Annotated in this window: 20 protein-coding genes and 1 pseudogene; 14 read left to right on the forward strand and 7 right to left on the reverse strand. The window is 59.4% G+C overall.

The genetic code is table 11. The features are described from left to right. Nucleotides 1-492 precede the first annotated feature (492 nt). Complete coding sequence (locus tag U5A67_RS36435) at nucleotides 493-1,545, forward strand: cytochrome C nitrite reductase (protein ID WP_321818129.1); 1,053 nt, start codon at nucleotides 493-495, stop codon at nucleotides 1,543-1,545. Nucleotides 1,546-1,701: 156 nt separating this feature from the next. On the opposite strand, the gene U5A67_RS36440 is transcribed toward U5A67_RS36435, so the two are convergent. Together U5A67_RS36440 and U5A67_RS36445 are read right to left on the reverse strand one after the other, a co-directional pair. Then, nucleotides 1,702-2,442, reverse strand: coding sequence for a hypothetical protein (locus U5A67_RS36440; RefSeq protein ID WP_321818130.1), 741 nt, complete (start codon nucleotides 2,440-2,442; stop codon nucleotides 1,702-1,704). Between the two features lie 73 nt (nucleotides 2,443-2,515). Next, nucleotides 2,516-4,552 carry a TonB-dependent siderophore receptor gene (locus U5A67_RS36445; RefSeq protein WP_321818131.1) on the reverse strand — a complete coding sequence of 679 codons (2,037 nt, stop codon included), beginning with the start codon at nucleotides 4,550-4,552 and terminating at the stop codon, nucleotides 2,516-2,518. A gap of 671 nt (nucleotides 4,553-5,223) precedes the next feature. Between U5A67_RS36445 and U5A67_RS36450 the strand changes: the two genes are divergently transcribed. The 11 genes from U5A67_RS36450 to U5A67_RS36500 all read left to right on the forward strand — a co-directional run bounded on the left by U5A67_RS36450 (nucleotide 5,224) and on the right by U5A67_RS36500 (nucleotide 19,737). Next, complete coding sequence (locus tag U5A67_RS36450; RefSeq protein WP_321818132.1) at nucleotides 5,224-5,907, forward strand: response regulator transcription factor; 684 nt, start codon at nucleotides 5,224-5,226, stop codon at nucleotides 5,905-5,907. Beyond that, nucleotides 5,885-7,303: a sensor histidine kinase gene (locus U5A67_RS36455; protein ID WP_321818133.1), complete on the forward strand. Its 1,419-nt coding sequence runs from the start codon at nucleotides 5,885-5,887 to the stop codon at nucleotides 7,301-7,303. The genes U5A67_RS36450 and U5A67_RS36455 overlap by 23 nt, the downstream gene beginning before the upstream one ends. Before the next feature lie 266 nt (nucleotides 7,304-7,569). After that, on the forward strand, nucleotides 7,570-9,819 hold the full coding sequence (locus U5A67_RS36460; RefSeq protein WP_321818134.1) for a TonB-dependent siderophore receptor: 2,250 nt from the start codon (nucleotides 7,570-7,572) through the stop codon (nucleotides 9,817-9,819). 25 nt (nucleotides 9,820-9,844) lie between these two features. Further along, nucleotides 9,845-11,278 (forward strand): Y4yA family PLP-dependent enzyme, encoded by a 1,434-nt coding sequence (locus tag U5A67_RS36465; protein ID WP_321818135.1) that lies wholly within the window; start codon nucleotides 9,845-9,847, stop codon nucleotides 11,276-11,278. Further along, nucleotides 11,265-12,314, forward strand: a complete 1,050-nt coding sequence (locus tag U5A67_RS36470; protein WP_321818136.1) for a cysteine synthase family protein — start codon at nucleotides 11,265-11,267, stop codon at nucleotides 12,312-12,314. Before U5A67_RS36465 ends, U5A67_RS36470 begins: the two co-directional genes overlap by 14 nt. After that, a complete protein-coding gene (locus U5A67_RS36475) occupies nucleotides 12,311-13,468 on the forward strand; it encodes an NAD/NADP-dependent octopine/nopaline dehydrogenase family protein (protein ID WP_321818137.1) in 1,158 nt (385 codons plus the stop codon). The genes U5A67_RS36470 and U5A67_RS36475 overlap by 4 nt, the downstream gene beginning before the upstream one ends. Nucleotides 13,469-13,480: 12 nt before the next feature. Then, nucleotides 13,481-15,391 (forward strand): IucA/IucC family protein, encoded by a 1,911-nt coding sequence (locus U5A67_RS36480; RefSeq protein ID WP_321818138.1) that lies wholly within the window; start codon nucleotides 13,481-13,483, stop codon nucleotides 15,389-15,391. A gap of 3 nt (nucleotides 15,392-15,394) precedes the next feature. After that, nucleotides 15,395-16,648 carry an MFS transporter gene (locus U5A67_RS36485; RefSeq protein ID WP_321818139.1) on the forward strand — a complete coding sequence of 418 codons (1,254 nt, stop codon included), beginning with the start codon at nucleotides 15,395-15,397 and terminating at the stop codon, nucleotides 16,646-16,648. Then, entirely contained in the window at nucleotides 16,642-17,832 is a 1,191-nt protein-coding gene (locus tag U5A67_RS36490) for an aminotransferase class V-fold PLP-dependent enzyme (protein ID WP_321818140.1), read from the forward strand. The genes U5A67_RS36485 and U5A67_RS36490 overlap by 7 nt, the downstream gene beginning before the upstream one ends. A gap of 1 nt (nucleotide 17,833) precedes the next feature. Beyond that, a complete protein-coding gene (locus U5A67_RS36495) occupies nucleotides 17,834-18,241 on the forward strand; it encodes a ParB N-terminal domain-containing protein (RefSeq protein ID WP_321818141.1) in 408 nt (135 codons plus the stop codon). 119 nt (nucleotides 18,242-18,360) lie between these two features. Then, nucleotides 18,361-19,737, forward strand: coding sequence for an ATP-binding protein (locus U5A67_RS36500; protein ID WP_321818142.1), 1,377 nt, complete (start codon nucleotides 18,361-18,363; stop codon nucleotides 19,735-19,737). Nucleotides 19,738-19,945: 208 nt separating this feature from the next. Here U5A67_RS36500 and U5A67_RS36505 read toward each other — a convergent pair whose 3' ends face one another. Further along, the gene (locus U5A67_RS36505; protein ID WP_321818143.1) at nucleotides 19,946-20,749 is read right to left on the reverse strand and encodes an AraC family transcriptional regulator; all 804 of its coding nucleotides are present in this window, start codon (nucleotides 20,747-20,749) and stop codon (nucleotides 19,946-19,948) included. Nucleotides 20,750-20,849: 100 nt separating this feature from the next. On the opposite strand from U5A67_RS36505, the pseudogene U5A67_RS36510 reads away from it, so the two are divergent. Further along, nucleotides 20,850-22,110 (forward strand): annotated as a pseudogene (locus U5A67_RS36510) (MFS transporter). Beyond that, nucleotides 22,107-22,352 (forward strand): hypothetical protein, encoded by a 246-nt coding sequence (locus tag U5A67_RS36515; RefSeq protein ID WP_321818144.1) that lies wholly within the window; start codon nucleotides 22,107-22,109, stop codon nucleotides 22,350-22,352. The pseudogene U5A67_RS36510 and the gene U5A67_RS36515 overlap by 4 nt, the downstream one beginning before the upstream one ends. Nucleotides 22,353-22,656: 304 nt before the next feature. Here U5A67_RS36515 and U5A67_RS36520 read toward each other — a convergent pair whose 3' ends face one another. The 4 genes from U5A67_RS36520 to U5A67_RS36535 all read right to left on the reverse strand — a co-directional run bounded on the left by U5A67_RS36520 (nucleotide 22,657) and on the right by U5A67_RS36535 (nucleotide 26,634). Next, nucleotides 22,657-23,856, reverse strand: coding sequence for an MFS transporter (locus U5A67_RS36520; RefSeq protein WP_321818209.1), 1,200 nt, complete (start codon nucleotides 23,854-23,856; stop codon nucleotides 22,657-22,659). A gap of 103 nt (nucleotides 23,857-23,959) precedes the next feature. Next, a complete protein-coding gene (locus U5A67_RS36525; protein WP_321818145.1) occupies nucleotides 23,960-24,853 on the reverse strand; it encodes a phosphate ABC transporter substrate-binding protein in 894 nt (297 codons plus the stop codon). A gap of 24 nt (nucleotides 24,854-24,877) precedes the next feature. Beyond that, nucleotides 24,878-25,735 carry an HpcH/HpaI aldolase family protein gene (locus U5A67_RS36530; protein WP_321818146.1) on the reverse strand — a complete coding sequence of 286 codons (858 nt, stop codon included), beginning with the start codon at nucleotides 25,733-25,735 and terminating at the stop codon, nucleotides 24,878-24,880. Between the two features lie 53 nt (nucleotides 25,736-25,788). After that, on the reverse strand, nucleotides 25,789-26,634 hold the full coding sequence (locus tag U5A67_RS36535) for an amidohydrolase family protein (RefSeq protein ID WP_321818147.1): 846 nt from the start codon (nucleotides 26,632-26,634) through the stop codon (nucleotides 25,789-25,791). Nucleotides 26,635-26,645 lie beyond the last annotated feature (11 nt).

Genomic DNA, 26,645 nt, shown 5'->3' on the forward strand with positions numbered 1-26,645 from the left:
GAGCGAAGCGAACAGTGCACAGGCGGCAACAACAAGAATCCGGTTTTTCATGACGACTCCATTCATTTCGTGACAATTACAGCGTCGGCACGATAGGCGCGGAATATTTCAAAACCGTGAAACATGGGTAATTCGCTTCAAAGAATAATCCTCGACACAGAGCCAGCACATTTCACTCATGAGCTTGCTTAGGCGAACCTTAAGAAAAGGCCATGAATCCATGACTTATTTAAATATTCCCTATTGCACAACTCGTTACAGATTGAACTGAAGATCATGTCGAACGATCAGAAACGGCGAACTGAATGTTGTCGAATTAGTAGGCTATTTTTACAATTATAAATTCACTTTTATGTGCCCTGTAACTAAGTTTCTCTTAATAGTTGCATTGTTATCGTGATGTCCGCTTACACAGTGCGTGCTGCTTCGATCATGAGACGCCGCTATCCAATACATCGCTCGTCCATTCGTTTGTCCCCCAACTCCCTGCACATGGCCATCATTCAACGCAGTCTTGTTGCAACAGTCTGTTTGCTCATCGGCATTTCGGCTCAAGCAACCACTCCTCAGCCCGAGAAAACGCTAGCCATTCCCGGCGCCCCGCTTGCGAGCTTCGATATTGGCTTTGCCAGCCACGGTCTCTATGCGCTCGCGGATCGCTCGAATGCGTCCGTCGATCTGTTCGATACTCACACGCTTCGCTTCGAAGGGCGGCTGACGGGCTTTACCGGTGAGAAGGCGACCGATATCTCCGGGCCGAATGGCATCGTCATCGTCGGCAAGAAGATTTGGGCAGGAGACGGAAATAGCGATATCAAGGTCATCGATATCGCGTCGAAAAAGACTCTGGCGACGGTCTCGACCGGCGGCAGCAAGCGTGTCGACGAGCTGGCTTACGATCCGCAGGAGCAGTTGATTGCCGCCGCCAACAACGCTGATGATCCCCCTTTCGTCACGCTGATTTCAGCGCGAGCGCCCTACGATGTGAGGGCTAGACTCGTGCTGCCCCACGCCACGGACGGCATCGAGCAGCCCGTCTGGGATTCGGCGACCAGAAAGCTGTTGCTTGCGGTACCAGTACTCGACGGACACAAGGATGACGGGGGCATCGCCGTGATCGATCCGCGCAGCGCGAAGCTGGAGCGCATAATTCACGTCGCGCGCTGCATGCCCGCAGGACTGGCAGCGGGTCCGGATGGCCAAATCCTGGTCGGGTGCAGTAACGATGCTGTCGAAGCCGGATTTCCGACTAAGTCGCTGCTGATCGATTCGCGCACTGGCACCGTCACTGCTTCGCTTGACCAGGTCGGCGGTTCCGATGAAGTCTGGTATGACGCCAGCTCCGGGCGATATGGTCTGGCTGCCGTCGCCAACCCCGGCGGCCCAGTGATGGGATTAGTCGACGCACACAGCAGGCGCTGGCTGGGCAATATACCGACGGGCAAAGCGGCGCATTCGATTGCCGCTGACGACCACACGTTTTTTGTGCCTGTTGCTGCAGGCGACGCGACCTGCACGAGCGGTTGCGTCAGGGTATTTCGTTAGTCCGTTGATGCGGGGCAGGCTACGCGTATCGAGGCAGCGCCTCGATACGCTTTTCAGCAACGCGGCAACTCATTGCGATTTATGTGCTATTGGCCTGAGCTACCGTCGTACGACATGCCGCAGGAAAGTCCGGGCTACTCGCTTGTACCTGGCTGACTACTTGCAACGCTCGCCACCTGGTTCGCGAATCGCCCAATTCACGGCTGCGTCGAAAAGCGCGTTGCCATCCGCGCTGAGCTTTTCAAACGAACGGTTGCCGAGAAACAGCGCGACACGACGCGCGGGCGCGATGAAATCGTAGTCCATAGTCGCCCCCTTCTCGTAAGCGAAAACCACGGCATGGGTCGGTTCGCCAGCGATGGTCGCAATGGTTGTCGCGCCCGGCCCAGGCTTGCCCCACCCCATTTCGTCGTCTCGCGGATAGACCCAGCGCTTTCCGGCCGGCACGCCGCCCGCGAGCGAACTCGGTGCATTGACAACGTTCACGTAGTGCTCTTTCGCGACCTCTCCGAAGTCCTCGCCCTTTTTCTGACCGGTGAAGCGCAGCGAATCGAACAGATCCGATTCCCACGTCAAGAGTGGGACAGGGACGTCGCGAAACGGCGTCCCGACCATATCACGCGCGCTGACTACCGACGAGATGATGACCAGGTCTTCGCCTTTCGCAGCCGAAACCGGCGCATCCTCGTCGACGAGTTTGACGACCATTCCGCGTTGCTCCAGATGCGCGATCACCTTGTCGTCTTCTTCCCGGTCGCGATGATTGAGCCGGGTAACGTACAGCACGTTCTTGCCGATCGTGACTGCGTCGGCACCCGGCCCCGCTTCGCGAGGCGCCGCCGCGGCAGCAGTGCCTGCACCATTTAACGCGAGCAACGCAGCCAGCAACGAGGCCACCCGCAGTAGCGGGCCTCGCGACGTTGCGACGCGCGAACGCAATGACAGATTCATACCCATGGTTGTTCTCCTATCAGAAATCGATTGTCGAGGTCAACGAGATGGTCCGTTCGAGCCCAATGCCCAATTGGCTCGATCCCGCCGACGCCCAGTAGTGTTTGTTGAACGCATTCTCGACATTCAACTGAAACGTGGCGTTGCGTCCAAACAGACTCGTCTCGTAGCGAGCACCTGCGGAGAACAGCGTGTAGCCGGGGATATAGGCCTGATTCGCGTCGTTGATCGGACGCTGGCCTACGAAATACGCGCCGCCGTTGATCGAAAAGCCATAAAGATGCGGCACGCGATAATTCAGAAATACGCTGCCGGTGTAACGCGGTGTGTTTTCCGGGCGCTTGCCGAGCGTGGTGGAATCAGTGCTGTCGACGAGCGTCGCATCGAGCCACATGCCGGTCGTGACTATCGAGAGATCGCGCGTGATGTCGCCCTGATACGAAAACTCGATACCTCGATAGCGACCCACACCGTTCAGGGCGTAGACGCCGTCAGCATCCGTGCTTGCAGACGGTTGCCGAATCTGGAACGCAGCGATCGACGCCAGGGCACCGTTATTGAAGCGATGCCTCAGGCCAACCTCCACTTGTTTGCTCACCGCCGCCGGCAGAATCTGATACGCGTTTGTGGCCGTCGCGGGCGCAGTGCCCGCAGACTCAAGCCCTTCGATATAGCTCGCGTAGACGCTCGTTTTCGGCGTGAGCTTGTACACGATGCTCGCCGACGGCGACGTGTGGTTCACATCCTGCGTGACCGTTTTCGCTTGCGTAGCGTGATACGACGAATACCGCACGCCCGCCGTGAAGTCGAGATGCGTCGTCAAGCCGATGCGGTCGAAAAGGTAGGCACCCTGGTTACTGATGTGCTGCGCGTAAAAGGCCTTCGACGAACCTGGCGTCAAACTCGTAATACTGAGCGGCTCATACAGATTCTGCGTCGCCGTGTAATAGTAAGTCGTGAAATCAGGCTGGAATAGCCAGTTTTCGTTGACGCCGAACGTGACGTCGTGCGTGACAGGCCCCGTATCGAACAGGCCATTGATTTCTGCACGCACATTCTTGTTCTCGTAGAACTGACCATTCTGCTGGCTGCCCTGAACCTGGCCGGTTCCCGTATCGACGTTGTACTTCTGGAAAATCCAGAGCCATCGATTGCGTTGCGTGATCGATTGACCAATCGACACATTGGCGCTCCAGTTGTCGTTGATCAGATAGTCGGCGCGCAGAATCTGTGCAATTGCGGTCGATGTGGTGGGCTTGTCGTTCGGCACCAGCAATTTCGACGCGTCTGGCAGCGAGGGCAACGTAATGACGCCGTTGACGGCAGTGAGCGGCGTAATACCGGCCTGCTCGACCACACGCTGATCGATGTGCTCGAGGTCGTATTTGAGCGTCAATCGATTCGTCGGTTTCCAGTCGAGCGCGACGCTCTCGAACATACGATAGCCGCGGTCGCCACTGATAGGCGTCTCGACATGTTCGGCCATCGCATTGACGCGAATACCGAACTGCTTGTCCGCACCGAAGCGCCGCGCAATATCGACGTGCGCGCCGACCGAACCATGCGAATCGACCAGCGTCGACACCGACGTCACCGGCGTGTCGCCCGCGCGCTTCATCACCATGTTGACGATCCCGGCCGGCACCGCGAAGCCGTAGTACAACGCCGAAGCCCCCTTCAGCACTTCGACCCGCTCCTTATCCTCCATCGGCATCCAGATGTTGTTGTCGATGGGCAGCACGCCGTCGAGGTAATAGCTTTGACGGTTGTCCAGCGCAATGCCGCGAATGGAAAGCTGGTCATACGAAATACCGCTCAGCTGCTGGCGCGTGACGCCCGCAACATTGCGCAACGCGTCGTACAAACCCGTTGCGGCTTGCGCTTTCAGCACATCGCTCGTGACGACGCTCACGGTTGCAGGAACATCGAGCGCGTCGAGTCCGCGGTATTGGCCCGTCTGAACGGTTTTCGGCGCGTAAGGGCTGGCTGCCGACTCCTTCGCGGTCTTGACCAGAATGGGCGCCAGCGTGGCCCCATCTGCCGTCGCATTCGTCACGCTGGACGCCGACGCGGACGTGCTTGGAGCGGCAACCAGTTCGTTTCCGAACGCGCGACCATCGGCGAACCCGCCATAGACGACCACAGACAGCGCAACGGCGATAGACCGGCGTCGTTTCAACGTGGAGCGTTGCCGCGCCGAAGAGGCGCGACGGACCTGGCGAGAAGATCGATTCATAGCGGAGAAGGAGAAAATAACGAGCAAAGCTGCGCCATCGAACGTCTTGCGTTCGAATTGGCCGACACAGAGAAAATTAAAACAGGCAAGCCGTGGAAACGTCGTTGCACGCTTGCACCAAAGCGAAAATCACCGAGGCTAGCGGTTCAGCCTGAAGTGTGCACGACTGAAAGTGCCACTGTCCGGTCGATTCCCTGCAATTGAGGCCCACACGGAGTAAATAGGATTACTAATCGCCCTATCTGACAACGTGGGCACACTTGCACGACAACACACCACTCTGGCTGAATTTCAGCAGTGAACAGCTCTGCTGACTGTCACGGAGGTCTGCTCGCTGCTAAAATGAGAATGGTTCGTATTTATACTTTAAAAATTCAGATTTGGCAATTCCCTCGCAAAATCAATGAGATGAACCGCGTTTAATGAACTTTATTTAATGTTCGGGGGACGTTTTGAGGGCTGTCCCGCCGAATTTTTGACGAGATTTCGCCATGCCAACAATACTCGTCGTCGAAGACGACGCGAAAACACTCCACGAAATCAAGGCCGCGCTGGAGGATCACGGATATATGGTCGAAACCGCGACGACGGGCGCGGAAGGACTCGCGTGCGCAACTTCGCGCAGCCTTGACGCGATCATTCTCGACCGGATGCTACCAGGCGGGATGGATGGCCTCGAGGTGCTGGGCGCACTTCGCGACGCGGCATCGACAACGCCCGTGTTGATTCTCAGCGCACTATCGACAGTTGACGAGCGCGTGAAGGGATTGCGCGCCGGCGGTGACGACTACCTCGTTAAGCCATTCGAATATATCGAGCTGACTGCCCGGCTCGATTCTTTGGTTCGCCGCGCGCAGACCTCTATCCAGGAACCGACGTGTCGCATCGGCCAACTGCATGTCGACCTGGTCAGCCGCACTGTGTGGTATGCAGGAAAGGAAGTCGAACTACTACCGCGCGAGTACCGGATTCTCGAGTATATGATCCGTCGCGAAGGACAAGTGGTCAGCCGCACGATGCTGTTTGAAGCGGTCTGGAATTACCGCGTAGGCGAGCGCACCAATGTTATCGATGTGCATATCAGTCGCCTGAGAAAGAAACTCGACCCGACGGCAACGGCGCCCATCATTCATACCGTTCGCGGATCTGGTTATGTCCTTCGTGCGCCTGATTGACCTTCGACGTACCACGAGCTTTCGGCTTTCGGTGCTATTCCTCGGCATCTTTGGCGGCATCTCGGTGCCACTGTTCGCCTATCTGTATTTTTCGATTACCGGTTTCGAGACTAAGCGGGTGGATGACTGGCTAGGTCGCGAATACGTTGCCATGCAGCGCAGTTCACCAGCGAGACTGTCCGCTCTCTTCAATGTACTGGCTCAAAGCGACCCGGACCAGCAGCGCCCAAACGGCCTCTTCAAGAACGACGGTCAATATATCGCTGGCTCCTTGACCAGGCTGCCTCATGATATTGCCTCCGTGGGAGAGCCATTCACAATCCGTTTGCAGCAGGAACCCATCAATCAAACCGCGCGCTGTATTGCTGCGAATCTGCCGGGCAACCATATCGCGATGCGATGCCAGAACGCGCGCGAGCTGAACAGTTTCAACAGCGGCCTCGTCAAGGTGCTGTTGATAGGCGCGGCTATCGCCCTCGCAATTGGCCTCGTCGGTGCGGCGTTAATCGGACTGAGTTCACTTCGTCGCCTAGATGCCGTCACCGCTTCAATCAGGCAAATCGTCGACGGAGACCTCTCGCAGCGTTTGCCGACGCATCGACGCCACGACGACCTCGAGAGTCTGGTACGAGTGGTCAACGGAATGCTCGACGAAATCGAGAGACTGATGAACGAAGTAAAAGGCGTCTGCGATGCGATCGCACACGACCTGCGTACGCCGCTAACGACGATGATTGCCGGGCTCGAGCGGGTGCAGCGGCGTGACCGGACGGTTGACGACTATCGTCAGGCGCTGAACGAAACCCTCATCGACGCCACGGACATGCTTCACACCTTCAACGCGCTGCTTCGAATCTCGGAAATCGAGAGCGGTGTGCGCCGCGAATCGTTTGTGCCGGTCGATATGGCCGCGATCGTCAGTGACGTGTACGAATACTACGAGGCATCCGCGGAAGAAAAGCGTCTTACATACCGATGCGAAATCGAAGGCAATTGTGATTTTCACCTGAAAGGAGACCCAAATCTATTGTTCGAAGCGCTGGCCAATCTCATCGAGAATGCCATCAAATTTACGCCAACAGGAGGGTGGATTGTGGTCAGCCTGGTCCGCCTTGAAGGCCGCATTCAATTTTCTGTTCACGACGATGGCCCCGGCATCCCCGAAAACGAGCATCAAGCTGTGTTGCAGCGCTTTTATCGCGGCGAGACCAGTAGACATACTCCCGGAAACGGACTTGGGCTAAGCCTGTCGAATGCAGTCGCCGCAATGCACGGCATGACGCTGAGATTCAATCGCGTCGCAAAAGGCTGCCGCGTTATGTTGATTGAAGCAGACGGAGCCGTCGACTTTCATGAGACCCGCAAGGCAAGCGCACTGCAACTCAATCCACCCTGAAAGCAACCTGGCAGTGAAACTTCCATGCGCCGATGTCTGGCGCATCGGCCTCCTTCCGTGTATTCGCTCAACTTCCTTAAGAAACGCTTAAGGAAGTGCTCATTCAAAAAAAAACAACGGAGTAGTCGACGGCGCCATTGAAATCGATGTCGCGAGCATCTTTTTCCTCATATGTATTGCGAACAGTTCTCATTCGCGCTATCGTTAACAAATTGAAAGGCACCGTCATCGCAATAATTCATTAACAAAAACATAGACTTACGATCATGTCACTTCGGGTTCGTCAATCGCGTCAATCGCAACAGTTTTCCCGCAGCGCCGCGCAATCACAGCACACCTGGGCATACAAGCCGCTGGTTTCGGCCCTCCAGATTGCCCTCGCAACTGCTTGTAGTTTTTCGTTTAGTACTACTACGTATGCGCAGCTATCGGGGCAAACTGATTCGTCCAGCCCGGACCAGTCGAAAGCATTGCCAGCGGTGAAAGTGAACGCGAAGGCGACTGCCGACGAACTCCCCACCGCTTACGCGGGCGGTCAGGTTGCCACGGGTGGCCGTGTGGGCTTACTCGGTAACAAGAACGTGATGGACACGCCATTCAGCGTGAGCAGCTACACATCGAAGCGCATGCAGGACCAGCAGGCACAGACGCTGGCCGACGTGCTCAACAAAGATCCGTCGATTCGTTTCACCGGGCAGACCGGCGGCGTGACGGATTCGTTTTACATCCGAGGCTTTCCGATTAACGAAGGCAATGTCAGCGAATTTGCGTTCGACGGCGTGTATGGTGTCGTGCCGAATTATCATGTCTTCCCCGAGTACGTGGAGCGCGTGGAAGTTGTGAAGGGACCGGCCGCCCTGCTCTACGGTATGTCGCCCAATAGCGGCGTTGGCGGTGTCGTCAACGTAGTGCCGAAACGGCCGTTGTCGCAAGATCTCACACGCGTGGGCGTCGATTACACGTCGGATGCGCAGTTCGGCGAACATGTCGATCTGAGTCGGCGTTTCGGTAATGATCGCCAGTTTGGTATCCGCTTCAACGGGCTGCATCGTCAAGGCAGCACGCCGCTCGACAATCAGCATTCGCGCTCGGAAGTGGGAGCGCTCTCGCTCGACTATCAGGGCGAGCGCCTTCGCGCGACGCTCGATTTCATCACGCAGTACCAATGGGTGGACGCACCGACGCGCCCCTTCTTGCTGACCTCCGGGCTGGCTGTGCCGTCCGCACCCGATGGCGCGCGCAATGTCACTCAGTCGTGGGGCTGGTGGAAATCGCTAGATCAGTCGGTACTGCTGCACACCGAATACGACGCCAGCCGCAATGTCACGATCTTCGCCGATGCGGGCACCGCAAAGACGGACGTCTCGCGTCTGTCCGACCAGACGCCGACCATCCTCAACGCGGCCGGCGACACCCGCTCCACACCGCAGAACTGGAAGTTCCAGGTCAATCGCTGGAGCGCTGATACGGGTGCCCGCGCCCACTTCGACACCGGGCCGGTTTCGCATCAGGTGACTTTGATGGCCAGCATCTACCGCGATCGCATTGCCAATGGCAGCAATTCCGGCTCGGCCATTCTTTCGAATATCTATTCGCCGATTGCAAGCCCGGAGCAGGACATCGCCTCGCCGTCGCGTGTGCCGAAAGTATCTTCGTCGCAACTTTATGGCGTGGCGCTGGCCGATACGCTCAGCGTCCTTAACGACCGCGTGCAATTGACCGCCGGTCTGCGCCAGCAGCAGATTGAATCGGATAACTTCAACACGAGCACTGGTGCGAAGTCGTCCTCATACGATAAGGGCGCGGTGACGCCGCTGGTGGGCATCGTGTTCAAGCCTGCTCAATATGTGTCGCTTTACGCCAATTACGTCGAAGGCCTGAGCCGCGGCGATATCGCACCGACAACGGCATCGAATGCGGGCCAGGTGTTCGCCCCTTACAAGGCGAAGCAGGAAGAATTCGGCGTCAAGCTGGATTATCAGAGCGTCATGGCCACGCTGGCCGCGTTCCGTATCACGAAGCCGAGCGGCCAACTGTATGGCACCGTCTACGCAGTCGATAGCGAGCAGCGCAATCAGGGCCTCGAATTGACGTTCGCAGGTGAGCCGCTGAAGGGCGTCCGTCTGCTTGGCGGCGTGACCTATATCGATGCGGAACTCACGAAAACGAACAGCGCTTCGACCGTGGGCAATCGCCCCGTTGGCGTGCCGCGCTGGATGGCCAACCTGGGCACCGAGTGGGACCTGCCATGGGTGCACGGTCTGACGCTCACCGGTGGCATCAATTTTACTGGCCAGGAATACTTCGACCAGGCCAACAAGCAGTCTGTGCCCTCATGGACGACCGTCGATATCGGCGCACGCTACACCACGCCGATTTACGGAAAATCGACTACGTTCCGCGCTGGCCTGCTCAACGTCTTCAATCGCAATTACTGGTCGGGCGTAGCCTCGTACGGAACGATCTCGCTCGGTGCGCCGCGTACGGTGTTCGCATCGGCGAGCGTGGACTTCTGATTTTGAACCTCTGGCGGAGATAAGAATGCAAAGTGATGTGCTGCTCGAATTGACCACCCCCAACGATGCCTGCCTGTCGCCGCCCTTAACGCTTGCGCCGTTGCTCGGCGAGGAACTGCGCCGTTTGCTGCAGGATCCGCAGACCTCGCTGGCAGCCTTGACACAGCAATATGGCTCGCCGCTCAACGTGGTCGTGCCTCAGGCGCTCGCCGGGAACGTCGAGCGTCTTCGGACGGTCTTCCGCCGTCATGGCGTAACGCACGAAATCTTCTATGGCGCCAAGGTCAACAAATCGCCGGCCCTCGTTCGGGCCGCGGTCGATGCGGGTGTCGGCGTGGACGTGTCGAGCATCTACGAGATGCGCGACGCGCTGCATGCCGGTATCGAACCACGCAGTCTCTGCGCAACCGGACCGGCAAAAACCCGCGTCTTTCACATGGCGCTCGTGGCCAATCGAGCGCTGATTTCCGTCGATTCCGTCGAGGAACTGGACGACATCGAAGCTATTGCTCGCGAAGTACAACCGGAGCAACCTGTACGTGTTCTGCTTCGGTATAAACCGGCCGATTCGCGGGCAAGCCGGTTTGGTCTGGAGCAGGCCCAGCTTTTTTATTTACTCAAACGTTTAGTATACCTAAAAAATAAAATTTCGTTTGAGGGTTTCCACTTTCATCTCGCAGGCTATCGTCACGAACTTCGGGTGGCGGCGCTCACACAACTCGTACCGTTAGTCGAAGCCGCACGTGAAATGGGATTGAATCCAGCCATGATCGATATCGGCGGCGGCCTGCCGGTTCGCTATGTCGATCAGGAGCACTATCGCGCCTGCCTCGAAGGGCAGAACCCGACGCACTATCGCAATGCGTCGGTCCCCCGCTCCTTTTATCCCTATGGCGGCGCAATCGATGCGGCCACATGGCTCGATCGCCTGCTTGCCTCGCCCTGTATCAACGGCTTATCGGTTGCGGGTTATCTGAAGTCCCAGCAACTCACGCTGGCCATCGAACCAGGGCGCAGTCTCGCCGACCAGGCTGCGCTTTCCGTGTTTCGTGTCACTCGTGTCAAATCGCTTGCGGATAATGAAGCCGTGATTTTCGCCGAAGGCAGCAGCTTCAGCGCCTGCGAAACCTGGTTCGGCTCCGAATTCCTGATCGATCCGCAGCATGTGCCGCTTTCCGATGCGCCAAGACGCCAATCCAGGCCGGTGCGCGCCTGGGTCGCCGGTCATAGCTGCCTGGACGAAGACGTCATTTCCAATCGCCTGATTGAGTTTTCCGTGTATCCGCATGCGGGCGATCTGCTGGTCTACGCCAATACGGCGGGTTACCAGATGGATCTGCTCGAAAACGAGTTTCATCGTCATCCCATGCCACGTCGCATCGCGGCGATGTTCGACGCGCGCGGCCAGATGACTTTCTCACCCGACGATCGAATGGAGGAACGCCATGATTTTGAATAAAGTCACTGACCTGATTGGCAACACGCCGATTCTTTGTCTCGATGTGCCCGGTAAGCACGCACGCCTGCTCTTGAAAGTCGAAAAGAACAATCCTGGCGGCAGTATCAAGGATCGCATGGCCCGCAATATGATCGTGGCTGCGCTGAAATCCGGTCGATTGAGTCCGGGCGGCGTGGTGGTCGAATCGTCGTCGGGCAATACGGGCATTGGACTGGCGATAGCTGCGGTCGAATTCGGCCTGCGGTTTATCGCGGTGGTCGACCACCACGCGGCGCCCGACAAAATCGCCGTCATGCAGGCGCTGGGCGCGGAAATCCGCTATGTGGAAGGCCACTATCGCGAGGACGAGGTCGCCGTGGTCGAGCGGCAACGCATGGCTGCGGCACTGGCCAGCGAGATCTCGGCCGCGGTGTTCATGAACCAGTCGGACAATGCAGCCAATGCGGGCGGCTATTCGGAATTCGTGCGGGAAATCGTCAGCGAAATTGGCGGTATCGATGCCTACGTGGGATGCGTCGGCACGGGCGGTTCGATGACCGGCATCGCGCGCGGACTCAAGGTCCACAATCCGCAAACGAAAACGATAGCTGTCGAACCGGAGGGCTCGATCGTATTCGGACAACCAGGTCATCCTTACTATCAATCCGGTACTGGCACACCGGCCGGCGACACGGTCGGACTGGTGCTGGATTACAGCTGCATCGACATGGGTGTGCAGGTATCCGATTCCCATGCGTTCGAAACGGCTCGCTATATCGCGCGACGCACCGGCCTGCTCGTGGGTGGCTCGACGGGCGGCGTGATTTACAAGGCGCTGGAATTCATTCATAGCGGTGTGATTCGCGGCAATGTCGTGGCGGCTGTGGCAGATGGCGGCGAAAAATATCTGCATACAGTATTCAGCGAAAACTGGCTCGAGGAGCGCAGTCTTCTCGATCCGCGCGTCTGGGAACGCCTCGACGGCTGGCTCGGCCAGGCAGACGCCGAAGAAGCGCCGCGTGAAGTGCCGCGCCTGCACGCGGTCCACGCCGCATGAGCGCCTCTGCAACGGTTGACCAGCTCAACGTGGTGGTGTGCGGCGGCGGTCGCACAGGGCACCTCGCAGCGGTGCTGTTCGCTCGCCTGCCAGGCGTGCACGTCACGCTCTACACGAACAATCCCGCCGTGGTGGAAAACTACCAGCACGACGAAGGCGTGACTGCCATCCTGCCCGACGGAACCCGTTGTTCGGCGCAACTCGACGCGGTGACAAGCGATCCCGGCGCAGCGTGCCGCGAGGCAGACATCGTCATCGTCACTGTTCCGGCGCACGTGCGGCCACAACTGCTGGAGCAGATCGCGTCCAGCCTGCCCTCGCACAAGCCGGTCTATGTGGGCGCGATTCCGGGATTTTGCGGCTTCGACTGGCTTGCCGAGAAAACGTTTGCCAATCGCGACAACGTGGTCATCTGGGGCATGAAGGACGTTCCGCACATTGCGTCCGATCTGTGTCCAGGCGTGTCGGTCAGAATGGGCGGCGCGAAAAGCGCCCTCTACGCCGCGACGCATTCGCGCGAAAGCAAGCGCGCGCGCGAGGCGTTGCTCAGGCATCTGTCCCGGCTCTATGAAGCGAGCGTCGAATTGCTGGGTGACTACCTTGAAATCACGCTGACGCCCGGCAATCCGATCATGCACAGTTCGGTTCTTTACGGACTGATCGGACCCTACGGGCAATGGCACGAAACAACGTTCGCCCAATCGCTTTGCTGGTGGTCCGATTGCCCCGAACTCGGCGCGTATTTTCTCGAACGCAGCGACGAAGAGAATCAACGGCTCTGCAAGGCGCTCGAACAGCGCCTCGATATCGACCTTTCATCGGTCAAGCCGCTGAAACAGGAAATCGTCGAGGCGTACGAGGAGCAGATCGCCGATCCGCGCACCATGCTCTCGGTGCTACGCACGAACCAGGCGTACGACGCCATCGCGTTGCCGCTCGTGCACGAAGCACATCGCGACGGTTACGTCATCGATCGCGAACACCGCGCTTTTCACGAGGACGTAGCGTTTGGCCTTTCATTGCTCGTGGAAATGGGCCGCCGTCTCAACGTGCGTCTGCCGCATATCGAAGAAGTCTTTCAATGGAATGTGTCGTATATGCAGGGCCTGCGCAGGTCCGCACTCGACTACTTTCCTGAATCCTGGCCAGCCTGAAGGCGGAGTTTCATGAAATCCAATCTCTCCATTTTGCAGACCAATCACGCGTTCTACGCCGAACGCCGGCAAGACGCGGAAGATGCAGCGCGACGCAACGCGGTGCGACGTCTCGTGCGCTGCCTCTTTGCCGAAGGCATCCTCGATGCCCGTGCTCTCGAATTTTCAGCCGATGGATGCGGTGCGTCGCTTGCGTTAGCGAATCGCAATGCCCGGCTGCTTTTCACCGATCTTGAAACGGCGCCCGCGAACACATTCATCAATAACGGCGAACTGGTTCTTGCCGATGCCGACGGTACTCGCACCACCATCAATCAGCCGGACCGGTTGATCGATGCGTTGCGCCCTTCTTTCGACTTCAAGCCGGGCGACGACGGCGTCGCGGGTCTCAAAGCGGATATCGCCAATAGCATCGCCAACGACGCGCTCGCACGCATCTATCGCGATGCCTGGAACGCGGATCTGCGCGAGCGCATCCGCGTGGCAGGATCAGGCGGCTTGCTGGGCTACATGCGCAAACATCTGAGCGTGCGTCAGGCCGCGGTGGAACTCGACCAATGGGGCTCGCTCGAAGGTCATCCGTTCTATCCCACGTGGAAGAGCAAGCCCGATCTCGATGCTGAGGAAGTCGCCGCGCTGTCGCCGGAATTCAACGCCCTTGTCAATGTGCGCGTTGCCGCGTTGCGCCGCGATATGGCCTACATCGAGCGAATGCCCCATGTAGAGAGCGTGCAGACCTGGTTCGCCGCCAACTTTCCCAACGTGTGGACGCGTTGGCGCGACGGCCTGAACGAACAGGGACTCGACGAGCACGACTGGCTGCCGCTGCCCATTCATAGCTGGCATCTCGAACACTTCGTTCGCCATGAATATGCCGCTGAACTGGAGGAAGGCATTCTGCTACTCGAAGGCCCGGATATCGAAACCTGGCCCACCATGTCGTTCCGCACGATGATGCCGCGTCTGCCGGGGCCGGTGCCGTTCATCAAATTGCCGGTCGCTCTCTGGCTCACAAGCGAGCAGCGCACACTGCAGGCAAAGTCGATTCATATGGGGCCGCGAATCAGCTGGCTCATGAAACGCATCCTCGCCGATGAGCGAGGTTTTGACGGCACGCTCGAAGCCTTTCCTGAAGAAGCGGCGTTCCATTACAGGCACGCCGCGCATCAGGAGGACCGGCCCGGACGCCATCTATCCGTGGCATTCCGCGCGAGCGCCGAAGCGCTGGACCGTACGGACGCGCTGCTGCCTGTCACAGTGGCGGCACTGTTCACGGCCTCGCCGGTGGACGGCCGTCCGCTCGTGACCGAACTCGTTGAAATGCAGTCGGGCACACCCGCGGCTACATCGACCGTCGGAACCTGGTTCCGCAACTATGTTCGAGCTGTCGTGCATCCCGTCATCGGCATCTATCTGCTCTATGGCATCGCGCTGGAAGCACACCAGCAAAATACCTCGGTGCTATTCGACGAGATCGGCATGCCGCGTAAAATGCTGATCCGCGATTTTGGCGACGGACGCACCTACGCGCCGCTGCTCAACGCCCGCGGCTATGAATTGAAGCCATACGCGCACCCGGGGATTCTGCCAACCGTATTTGATCAGGATATCGAACCTGTTCGCGATTTCGTACTTGACGCCTGCTTCGTGTGTCATCTGCACGAACTCGCGCTGGCATTGACGCGCGAATACGCACTGACGTCGGATCAACTCTGGCGTGTCATTCGCGAAGAGACCGCGCGTGCATTCGATGCGTTCTCATCTCGCGTGGAGCCTACGTTATGGGCGCGCGAACTCGACGCGTTCCTCGAACAGCCCTGGCCAACGCGTTCGGTTCTGCGAATGCACCTCCTCAAGTATGCAGATTATCGTCTTCAGCACGATCTGCCGAATCCGCTTCCTGAACTGGTCGAGGAGCAATAACTCATGATGAATGTCTCTGTCGCGCCCGGGCGCGCGGCACGCCTCATACACGTGCTGTTCGCGATTCAACTCGTATCGATGGGCGCGATGGAAATGAGCGGGCCGTTCTGGCCGCTGCATCTCAAGGAACTCAGCCACTCGACGTTCGAATCTGGCTTTGCGGGCGTCGCGGTCTACGTCGGGCCGATGCTCGGCATCATGCTGACCAGCGCTTTCTGGGGCCGCATAGGCGATCGCACCGGACATAAGCTGATGATGATCCGCGCGCTCATCGGCCTTTCGCTCACCCAGTTCGCGCTGGCGTGGGCAAGCGATGTCTGGTCGATACTCGCGCTGCGCTTCCTGCAAGGCGCATGCGCGGGTTATATCGCTCCCGCGCAGACTTACGGTGTTGGCATTATCGATCCATTGCGTCGTGGACGGCTCTTCGCGTATCTGCAGGTCTCGACGAATCTCGGCTCCCTGGTGGGCGCTGTCTTCGGTGGCGTCATCCTCGACCATTCGACTTTCGTCTGGATCAATATTGTTGCTGGCGTGTTGTGTCTGGCCAGTGCGCTTGCCGTCGCATTGATTCTGCCTGATGTCCGCTCTTCGCGTCCAAACGCAAGCGTGCAACCAGAAAAACAAGCCCTCGACCGCGGCGCCTCACCGTGGCGCGGGACACCGATCGTCGGGCTTCTTGGCGTAATCGGCCTGCTGTTGATCAGCCGAATGTTCACGCAAACGCCGTTCTCGCTCTACGTCCGCACGACATTCAACGTCGGCAACTGGGTAGTCGGTTTCTGCTACGGCATGCTGGCGTTCGGGTTTGTCGTATCGGCCGCGCTGTGGGCACGTTTCTTTGAACAGCGTAGCCTTGCCGAAACATTGCGGCGCATGACCGGCATCGCGTTGGGCTGCTGTGCGCTGACGCTTGGCGCGGCACTCACACGAAGCGTCGAAGTGTTCGTCGCAATCCATTTCCTGTGGGGGATGTTGCTGGGCGCCACCACGCCTGTGCTGATGTCGCTGATTTCGCGGGCAGCCAGCGGTTCGCAGCAAGGCTATGTGCTCGGCGTGGCGCAGAGTACGACGCAACTGGCATCCATTCTGGGTATCGCCCTGGGCGGATGGTTGACGGATGCGGCGGGGCTTCGCTACACATACGTATTCGTCGGTGTCGCCTACGCCATGGCAACCGCCCTCATTTTGACGCTTGTGCGTGAGCGGCCCGCATCGATTCGTGCGCCAACAGAAGCGAGGGACACACCATGCTGAACGTAGAACAGTTGCGAGCAGACACTCCCGGGACCACCGACGTCGTTCATTTGAACAACGCTGGTGCGAGCTTGATGCCGAATGTCGTGATCGATACGGTCATGGCGCATCTGCAAAGCGAAACCCGTATTGGCGGCTATGAGGCAGCCGCCGCTGCTGAAGCGCGGCTTGAAGACGTCTATGCGTCGATTGCGCGACTCATAGGTGCGATGCCAGACGAAATCGCCGTCGTCGAAAATGCCACGCGCGCATGGGACATGGTGTTCTATTCGCTGCCGCTCAAGTTGGGCGACATCGTTTTGACATCCACAACGGAATATGCAGGCAACTATATTCCGTACCTGCAACTGAAACGGCGCCTGGGCATTGAGATCGTCGTCGTGGAGAACGATCCGGGCGGCCAGATCTGCATGGAAGATCTGCGACGCAAGCTTCAGCATCCGCGTGCGAAACTCGTCACGTTGCCTGTCATCGGCACGAATGGCGGCCCGGTTCAACCCGTCGAGGCGATTGGTAACGAAGCCCGGCAGGCAGGCGCATGGTTCCTGCTCGATGCCTGCCAGGGCATCGGACAACTACCGCTCGACGTGCAGAAGATCGGCTGTCATGCACTCACGGCAACCAGCCGGAAATACCTGCGCGGACCGCGCGGCATGGGCTTCCTGTATGTCGAATGCAACCTGTGCTCGCAACTGGAGCCAGCATTCCTCGACTTGCACGCCGCGCATCTACACGGCCCCGATTCCTTTGAGATCCGCAACGATGCGCGACGGTTCGAGAACTGGGAATGCAACATCGCGGCCAAACTCGGCATGGGCGCGGCGGTCGAGTACGCGCTATCGATGGGCATGGATGCGATCTGGACGAGGATTCAAATGCTCGCGCACGCCCTTCGTGCCCAGTTGCGCGACGTCGACGGCGTGCGGTTGCAGGACGTCGGCACGATTCAATCCGGCATCGTCACGTTCACTTGCGACGGCATCGATCCCGACGACATCAAGCGCAAGCTCGCAAGCCTGCCAGACAGAATCAACGTTTCCTGTTCGACCGACACATCGACGATGCTTGACATGCGCGCACGCGGCCTGAAATCGGTCGTACGAGCTTCCGTGCACGCCTATAACGTGCAGGAAGAAATCGACGCACTCGTTTATGCCATGAATGAAATCGCTCTCCGGAGATAAGATGCCGAAGCAGAATCCCTATTGCGTCGCAGTGAAGCCGATCGAGTTTCTCGTCCAATCCGAAGCGGTCGACCACACCAATGTCGACAAACTAGTGTGTGAGATTCGCACATCAGGAAAATGGACAACCCCTATTCCCGTGAGTCGCGAAACCGGGATTGTCATGGACGGTAATCATCGCCTGACTGCTGCAGCCATTCTCGGACTTCGTCACCTGCCATGCGTGCTGCTCGACTATTTTGACCCCAGAGTGTCGGTAACCGAATGGAAGACCGGCATACCGTTCCATGTAGACGCCATTCTTCAGCGCCTCCTGTGTGAAAAGGCTGTGTTTCCCTATAAGACCACACGGCATGCGTTCGCGCCTTCGCTGCCCGTGACCGATATCCCGCTCGACATTCTGCAATGACGAGTCGATCGATTGCGCGTGCATGCATGCCTGCCGTGCTGCTTGCCGACACCACCGATATACTCGTCGCTTATTGATTCGCGATATCGGCCCTCTCTTTAGTGCTCCCTAACCGCTCCATGACTTCGATCCGCCGCCGCCTGCTCACCTGGCTCGTATGCGGCTTCGCCATTGCTTCGTTGATTGCCGCCTACGGAATTTTTCGCACCGCCCGTCATGAGGCGGCCGAGTTGTTCGATTACGAATTGCGTGCAGTCGCGCTCTCCATCCCCGCCAATCTGGGTGTAGCCCAGCGCATCGAAGACGCGGAACGCGGCGGCAAAGGCTATAGCGGAATCGACGACGACGAAATTCTCATTCAGATCTGGGACGATCAAGGCCGCGAAGCCTATCACTCGCAACACGTCGTTTCACTACCACGCGGCGGCACAGGTTTCAATGTATTACGGCACAACGACGAAACCTGGCGCGTGTTCGGCCTCCAGCGGCCGGACGCTTTCGTTCAGGTAGCGCAGCCTTACGGCATTCGCGACAGCCTCGGTCGCCAGCTGGCGTTACACACACTCTGGCCGTTGGCACTGCTGGTACCCATGTCGATCGCTCTCGTTCTGTTTGTCGTCGCGCGCGGCCTGCTGCCGATACGCGAGCTTTCCACCCACCTCACGACGCGCAGTCTTTCCGCGCTTCATCCGCTGGTTCTCAACGCGGACACGCCTCTCGAGCTCGTCCCACTCGTCCACGCACTCAACGATCTGCTTGCGAGACTCCGTCTCGCATCCCAGGCACAGCAGAATTTCATTGCCGACGCGGCCCACGAACTGCGCTCTCCACTCGCGGCACTCAGCCTGCAAGTACAGAGCACGATTCGCTCGGGCGAATTGCGTGGTGAAACGCATGTTCTCGATCGAATCAGCGTGCGCCTTAGCCGTCTCGTTCGCCTCGTGCACCAACTGCTGAGTCTTGCCCACGAAGACGCCGATACGCCGGCGAAACTCAAACCTGCGAGTCTGCGAAAGATCGCAGAGACGATCATTGGCGAATTTTCTCTGCTCGCAGAGGAAAAATCGATCGACCTTGGACTCGTCGTGCATTCCGATTGCCCGGGTCGTGACACGTTCGAGGCACGCATCGACCCTCACGGCCTGCATACGCTCATCGGCAACCTGGTAGACAATGCAATCCGCTACGTGCCAAGTGGTGGCCAGGTCGATCTGGTGCTATTCCGCAACGGTGACGACACCTCTATTCAGGTAGTCGATAACGGACCCGGCATTCCCGAAGAACACATCGATCGGGCATTTGACAGGTTTTACCGGGCGAATGCGCTGCAAGGAACCGGAAGTGGTCTTGGCCTATCCATCGCCGCGCGTATCGCCGCACGCCACGGCGCGCAACTGACCCTCGCCAACAACGCTGACGGCGTCGGGCTCACAGCTTCGCTCACGCGACTCAAACCTCTGCGATCAGATCTGTCGCAGACGGATTTCGCGACGTAACCTCCGCACAATACAAGCGCGCCGTAATTGGCACGTTAGTTCGAGACGTTAAGCTAATTGCAATTCGATTAAGACGCGGCGGTGAACGCCACGACGGACGGCAAGCTGTTCGGCGGCGACGAGTGGGGTAATTCGCAGGAGGCGGTTGAGGCGTGAAATGTTTGGGGGGCGTTTATTTGCTGCGAATGAAGCGCCCCCCACAGCCCCTCTACTCCACCACCCGAAAATATTCACTCGGCGGCACGCCCAACTGCTTGCGAAACATGGCGGAAAACGCGCTGGGGCTGTCGTAGCCCATATCGAGCGCAATATCTACGATACGCGCGCCCGATGCCAGGCGCTCCAGCGCCATCAAAAGCCGGGCCTGCTGCCGCCACTGACCAAACGTCAAGCCAGTTTCCCGCATGAACAGACGCTGAATCGTCTTGATGTCGACGCCAATAACTGCCGCCCAATGAGCCAGGGTCCGGTTGTCGTCGGGCGCTTCCGCGATCGCGTTGCAGATCGTCCGCAAATACGGATGGTGCGGATTGGGCAGATGCAAAGGCAGAACGGGCAGAACCCGCAACTCGTCGAGTATCAGCCCCATCAAGCGGCCATCGCGCGAATCGGTCAGATAATCGCCGTCAATCTCCATCGCGCTGACAATAAGTTGCTTGAGCAGATCGGAAATCGCCACCGTCGCGCAGGCTGCGGGCAATCCGCTAGCGGCCTCCGGCTGGATATAGAGCGAACGCATCGACACCGCGCTCACCATGCGGATCGTGTGTGAAGTGAAGGCCGGCATCCAGATCGCGCGTGTAGGCGGCACAATCCACCGCCCCGCCTCGCTGCTCACGACCATCACGCCTTCGACCGCGTAGATCAGTTGCGCCACGCCGTGATGGTGCGCGGGACGGACTTCGCCCGCGGGAAAATCGACCGAACGACTGCTTACCGCGGCAAGATGATGATGATGGTCGCGTCGAGGGGAATCCTCTGGGTGCGGAGAGAGCGGGCTGAGCCTGGGCATGTCCTTTTTCCGACGATCGATTGACTATTCGCGGGAGACGGATCGGTAGTGTAGCCCTAGACTGGATTTCCCATCCAGCGCATGCAGCGGGCTCCAGACCATGAAAAATGCAGCTACCCTGACCTCGAACGCGGCATCGTCGCGACCTGCGCCCTCCGGGCGACAGACGGCGTTCGGCATCCTCGGCGTCATGAGCGCTTCGCACCTGCTCAACGACATGATCCATGTCCCTGATGATTGCGGCTTATCCGCTTTTCAAAGGTGACCTGCATCTGTCGTTTGGAGAACTGGGGGTGGTGACGCTAGCGTATCAGTTGACCGCTAGTTTGCTGCAGCCGTTTATCGGCCACTACACGGATCGCACGCCCAAGCCCGGATCGCTGCCCGTATCGATGATCTTCAGCCTGTGCGGGCTGCTGTTGCTGTCGCGTGTCGGCAACTTTCCCGGCTTGATTTGCGCGGCAATGCTGGTGGGCACCGGCTCTTCGGTGTTTCATCCCGAATCCTCACGCGTGGCGCGCCTGGCTTCGGGCGGGCGGCATGGCCTCGCACAATCTATTTTTCAGGTGGGCGGCAATACGGGTAGCGCAATTGGACCACTGCTCGCGGCGCTGTTCATCGTGCCTCGCGGTCAACACGGCATTGCGTGGTTCGCGCTTGCCGCCGTGCTGGCCATGTTGCTGCTTTCGCACGCGAGCCGCTGGTATCGGCGGGACATGGCGCAACACGGCGCGCGCAAACGCAGCGCGACCGGCAAGGCAGCGTTCGACCTGCGCACGGTGGTGCCGGTTATCGCGATCCTGATGTTGCTGATGTTCTCCAAATACTTCTACACCGTGAGCATCAGCAATTATCTGATCTTTTATTTGCAGGGGAAATTCGGGCTGGGCGTGCAAGCGGCGCAACTACATCTCTTCATATTCCTGGCTGCCGTGGCGGCGGGAACGCTGGTCGGCGGCCCGCTGGCCGACCGGATCGGCCGCAAGACCGTGATCTGGTTCTCGATCATGGGCGCCGCGCCCTTCACGCTCGCACTGCCTTACGCGAGCCTGCCCGTCACGACGATCCTGCTGATTGCGATTGGCTTCATCGTGTCGTCTGCGTTTTCCGCGATTCTGGTCTATGCGCAGGAATTGATGCCGGGACGCGTTGGTATGGTCTCCGGATTATTTTTTGGTTTTGCATTCGGACTTGGCGGCATTGGCGCGGCGGTGCTCGGTCGCGCCGCCGATCGCTATGGGATTCCCGCCGTCTACGCTGTGTGCGCCTGGCTACCCTTGCTGGGTATCGCTGCCGCCTGGCTGCCCAGGCAACCGGGCGAGCGAACTGCCACCGGTTCCGGATCAGGACAGTGTGAATGATGCGGGTCGCCATTTATCCGATGGGAGCCGTTCTGTTGTTTGCGCTCATATCGCTTGCCAGCCTGAGCTTGCATATTCGCGCCATGAAAGCCGAAATCGACCGGCAGCCATTCCGTCTATCAGGCGTGACACGGCATGAAGCGCAGCAACGGCTGCTTGAATGGCGTGCGCAAAGAAAAAGACTTTGGCCGACTGCTGTGTTGTTGATCGTGGCGGTTGGCGTGGCAATGCATGGCTTTTGAGGCGAGGTATTGCGCTATTGACCGCACAGCCAGTTCATCGCGGGCCGCACCGTCGACGGCGGATAAACGCACCAGGAGCCATCGTCATGTCGAAAGAAAATAATCGCCAGCGGTCCGGACCGGCGCGCGACTTCGACCTTGACGGCATGCCACGGCATGGTCTTCGTGCGCTAGGGTCGCGTGACGCGGCAGGCTTCTGCGCGCCCGAACCAGTCGTTGACCAGGGAGCGAAGCGATTGTCGATCGGTTTTCATAGATGTCTCCGGAGCGGCGAACGTGACGCACCGCCGCTCCAAGCACACACTCAATGCAGCGTTTCGCGTTGCGCCAGCGGTTTGAACAGGCGGCTCCACGCCAGACTGACCACGATCGTCGCGCAACCGCCCAGCACCACCGAGCCAATTGCGCCCATCGCGGCCGCCGTCACGCCCGATTCGAATTCGCCCAGCTGATTGCTTGCGCCGATAAAAAGCGTATTCACCGCCGCCACGCGTCCACGCATGCGATCCGGCGTTTCCAGTTGAATCAGCGTTTGACGCACGATCACACTGATCGTGTCCGCGCCGCCGGAAATTGCCAGCAGCAGCAACGAAACGGCAAATGAGCGCGACAGCCCGAATGCGGCGATAGCGGCGCCATAAACCGCCACGGCGATCAGCAGCTTGCGACCCACGCCACTGCGAATCGCGCGCCGCGACAAAATCAGTCCAACGCACAGCGCGCCCACGGCCGGTGCGGAGCGCAACAGTCCCAGCCCTTGCGGCCCCACATGCAGAATCTCCTTGGCGTAGACCGGCAACAGCGCTGTCGCCCCACCGAACAGCACGCCGAACAGGTCGAGCGAAATGCCGCCCAGCAGCAGCGGATGGTTCCAGACGAAGCGCAAGCCGGCGAGTATCGTCGCAGCCGTCACCGGTTCGCGCGGCTGCGCGACGTGCTCATAAGGAATGAGCGCATACAACACAGCGCTCACGCAAAACATTGCGGCGCACGTGACATAGAGCGCGTCGATGCCGGTGGCAAACAGCAAGCCGCCCACGGCCGGCCCCGCGATCACGCACACCTGCTGCACCACCGTACTGAGCGCCATCGCGCGCGCCAGCAAGCCCTGCGGCACCAGCATCGGCAGCAGCGCCTGCTGCCCCGACATCTGGAACGGCCGGATCGCGCCCAGCACCAGCGAAAGGCTAAGCAGCAGATCGCGGCTCACCGCGTGCATGACGGTCGAAACGGCCAGCAAGGCGGCAATCACGGCCTGCACCGCGAGACACACCGCGACCATGCGGCCGCGATGCAGACGATCGGCGCAATGCCCCGCTACCAGCGTGGTGGCGAGACCCGGCATGAACTGAAACAGGCCGACGAGCCCCAGATACCAGGCGCTCGACGTCAGCTCGTACATATGCCAGCTGATCGCCAGCATCAGCATCTGTTGCGCCGTGATGGAACCGATGCGCGCGCCCAGAAAGCGCATAAGCGGAGCATGCCGCAATAACGGTGTCATGCCCGCCCGAGCGTCGATCGATACCGTGGGCGAAGGGTTGATTCGACTCATGAAGGCTTCCGCCCTTGTCTTTTTTGTTGGTGCGGTGCCTGCACAAGCCCGCTTAGCCCAGGCTGCCCGTCACATCGTCGAACAGTTCGTCGACACTCAGACGGCGCGCGATGATCTTTTGGTCGAACGCCCAGTCGATCGCCAGTTGCAGCCCCTTGCGGTTCGCTTCCAGGCCGATCGGCGGAAAGATCGCCGGGACGCCATCGGCCAGTTCGCGGCTCTCCTTGATCATGCGATACAGCTCGCGCACCAAATCGGGACGTTCCCTGGACAGACTCTCGTGCACCGCGAACATATGATTGATCGGCACCACACCCGTGCGTGCAAACCAGTCCTTCGCCGCCGCATGGGCGTGCGGCACCAAGGTGCGCACGCGTTCGTCCTTCGGCATGTCTTCGCCGAGCAGCGCGGCGGCCAGTTCGCCCTTGAGCATCATCTCTGGAATCGACGATCCGGCAGGCAGGCGCTGGCAGTTCTGCGGGTCACTGTACTCGGCGAGGTGACCGTCACCCAACGTCATCCAGGTGACCTTGTCCAGATCGACGCCGTATTCGTGGCGCAAAATGCCGCGAATCCACAGCGCCGTGGTCTGAGTGTAGGTGCGCACGCCCACCCTCTTTCCTTCGATATCCTTAGGATCGAGGTGACCAAAATCGATATTGAAGCCGGCGCAATGATGCTGGAAACGCCCCGAAATCGGCGCGGGCAGCAAGACATAAGGCTTGCCGTAGGCCTTGGCCTGCAGGAAGGTGACGATGGCCAGTTCACCCGCATCGAACCGGCTTTCGCGCACCATGGCCTTGAAGCCATTGTGCGCGGGCGTGGGGCCGCAAAAGTCCAGCGTCACCTGCTCCGAGCGCACGCGCCCGTCGCGCAGCGCCTTCGTCACCGCGTATTCGGCCAGATTGGTGCGCAGCGTCGGCACACCGGTCAGCGTTGTTGTCATGAATGTGTCTCCCGCTACGTCGGATCAGTAGCCCGCCATTTCGCGCGCCAGGCCCACCACGCCATAGGTGCGCTGCGGAGCGGACATCAGGAAGCGATAGCCCTCTTCGCTCAGGCGCCGATGGTTTTTCGCCGTCACATGCGGATGGCCCACGATGACGTTGCGCTTCTTGCAGGTCTCGACGATCTGGCGCATCGCATCGAGCACTTCGGGATGCTCGTACTGGCGCGGCAGGCCCAGTTCCTGAGACAAATCGCCCTCGCCGATCAGAATGAAGCCGATGCCGGACACATTGGCGAGGATGTCATCGAGATTCTCGATCGCCTGGGTGCTCTCGCACATCAGGCCCACGAGCAGTTCACCTTGCGGCGCAAGCGGCCACACATCGGCCTTCTCGTAGTATTCCTGCATCGACAGGCCCCAGTAACGCGCCGCGTTGGCCGGGCCGTCGCCGCGCACGCCTTTCGGTTCGTAGAGCGGCGCATGCTTCGGGCGCGCGTAGCGGCACGAGGCCACCGCGTTGTACGCCTGCTCGACGGTCGCCACGTGTGGCCAGATCACGCCGTAGGCGCCGCGATCGAGCACCTGCTTGGCGAAGCTCTGGTTCATCTCGACGCCGTTGGCCGGGATGCGCGCGATCGGCGTGACCTTCGTGGCCACCGATGCGGATTCGGCAATCTGCTTGCGGTTTAGCATGTACTGCAGCGCATCGCCAAGTGCGGAGACATCGTAGGGGTTGTGCTCCATCTCGAAGACGAGGCCGTCATAAGGCGCGTCGCTCATCTCGATGGCGGTCTGCTTGTCGAGCTTGGAGAAGGCAGCGTGCGCGGCCTTACCCGACTCCAGCGCGCGAATGATGCTGTTCAGGCGAATCGTGGACATGGCAATCTCTCTTTGTCACCAGTTATTTCGTTATGCGAATAATTTGCGGGAAATCAGGCGAGTCCCGGATAAAGCGTTTGCGCGGTCTTGCCAAAAATCCATCTGCGCGCCTCTTCGTCGAGGCAAGCCAAGCCGGACTGCGCATCGGCGAGGATGTCCTTGAGCGCACCTGGCGAGGTCGGGAAATTCGAGCCCCACGCCATACGTTGCGCACCGAAGGCTTCCACCACTCGCGGGAAAAACGTTTCGGCGCTGGCCTGCTCTTTCTGCACGTCGCCAAAAATGCGCGGCGTAAGCTTCATGTAGATATTAGGCAGATCGGCCAGTGCGAACAGGCTCGCCGCTTTGGCGTACGGCGCGCCATCGAGCACATCGGGGCGGCCCAGGTGGTCGAGCACGATCTTTACGCCGGCAAACTTTTCAGCCAGCATGCGCACCTGTGGCAGGCCGACCGGGCCGGTCTGGATGCACATCGGCAGATTCAATTCCGCGAGCATTTCCCACGCCTTGAAGGCCTTGGGGTTGTCGAGTTCGCTGGGGTCGAAGTCCTTGGTCGAGCCGCCCGTGAAGATGCGCAGGCCCGCAAGACCTTTGTCCGCCCAGCCTTTGATGACCGCGGGCACATCATCGGCCAGCATGTCGACGGAGCCGACCGCTACCAACCGGTCCTTGTACTGATTGCAGCCGTCCACCACGTAGCTGTTGTCGAAGCCGTAGGTTGTCGACGAATGCACGACCGCGGCCCTGGCCACGCCCGCTTCGTCCATCGCCTGGATCAGCGCTTCAACCGTGTTGGGGCGCTCCTGCGACCAGTCCGAGCGCTTGCCGAACAGCGGCGCGGGCGGATAGCGATTTTCATCGTCGGAGATGATGTGAGGATGAATGTCGATGTAGTTCATAGTGTCGGTCC

The organism is Paraburkholderia sp. J69-1 (assembly GCF_905220255.1).
Taxonomy (GTDB): domain Bacteria; phylum Pseudomonadota; class Gammaproteobacteria; order Burkholderiales; family Burkholderiaceae; genus Paraburkholderia.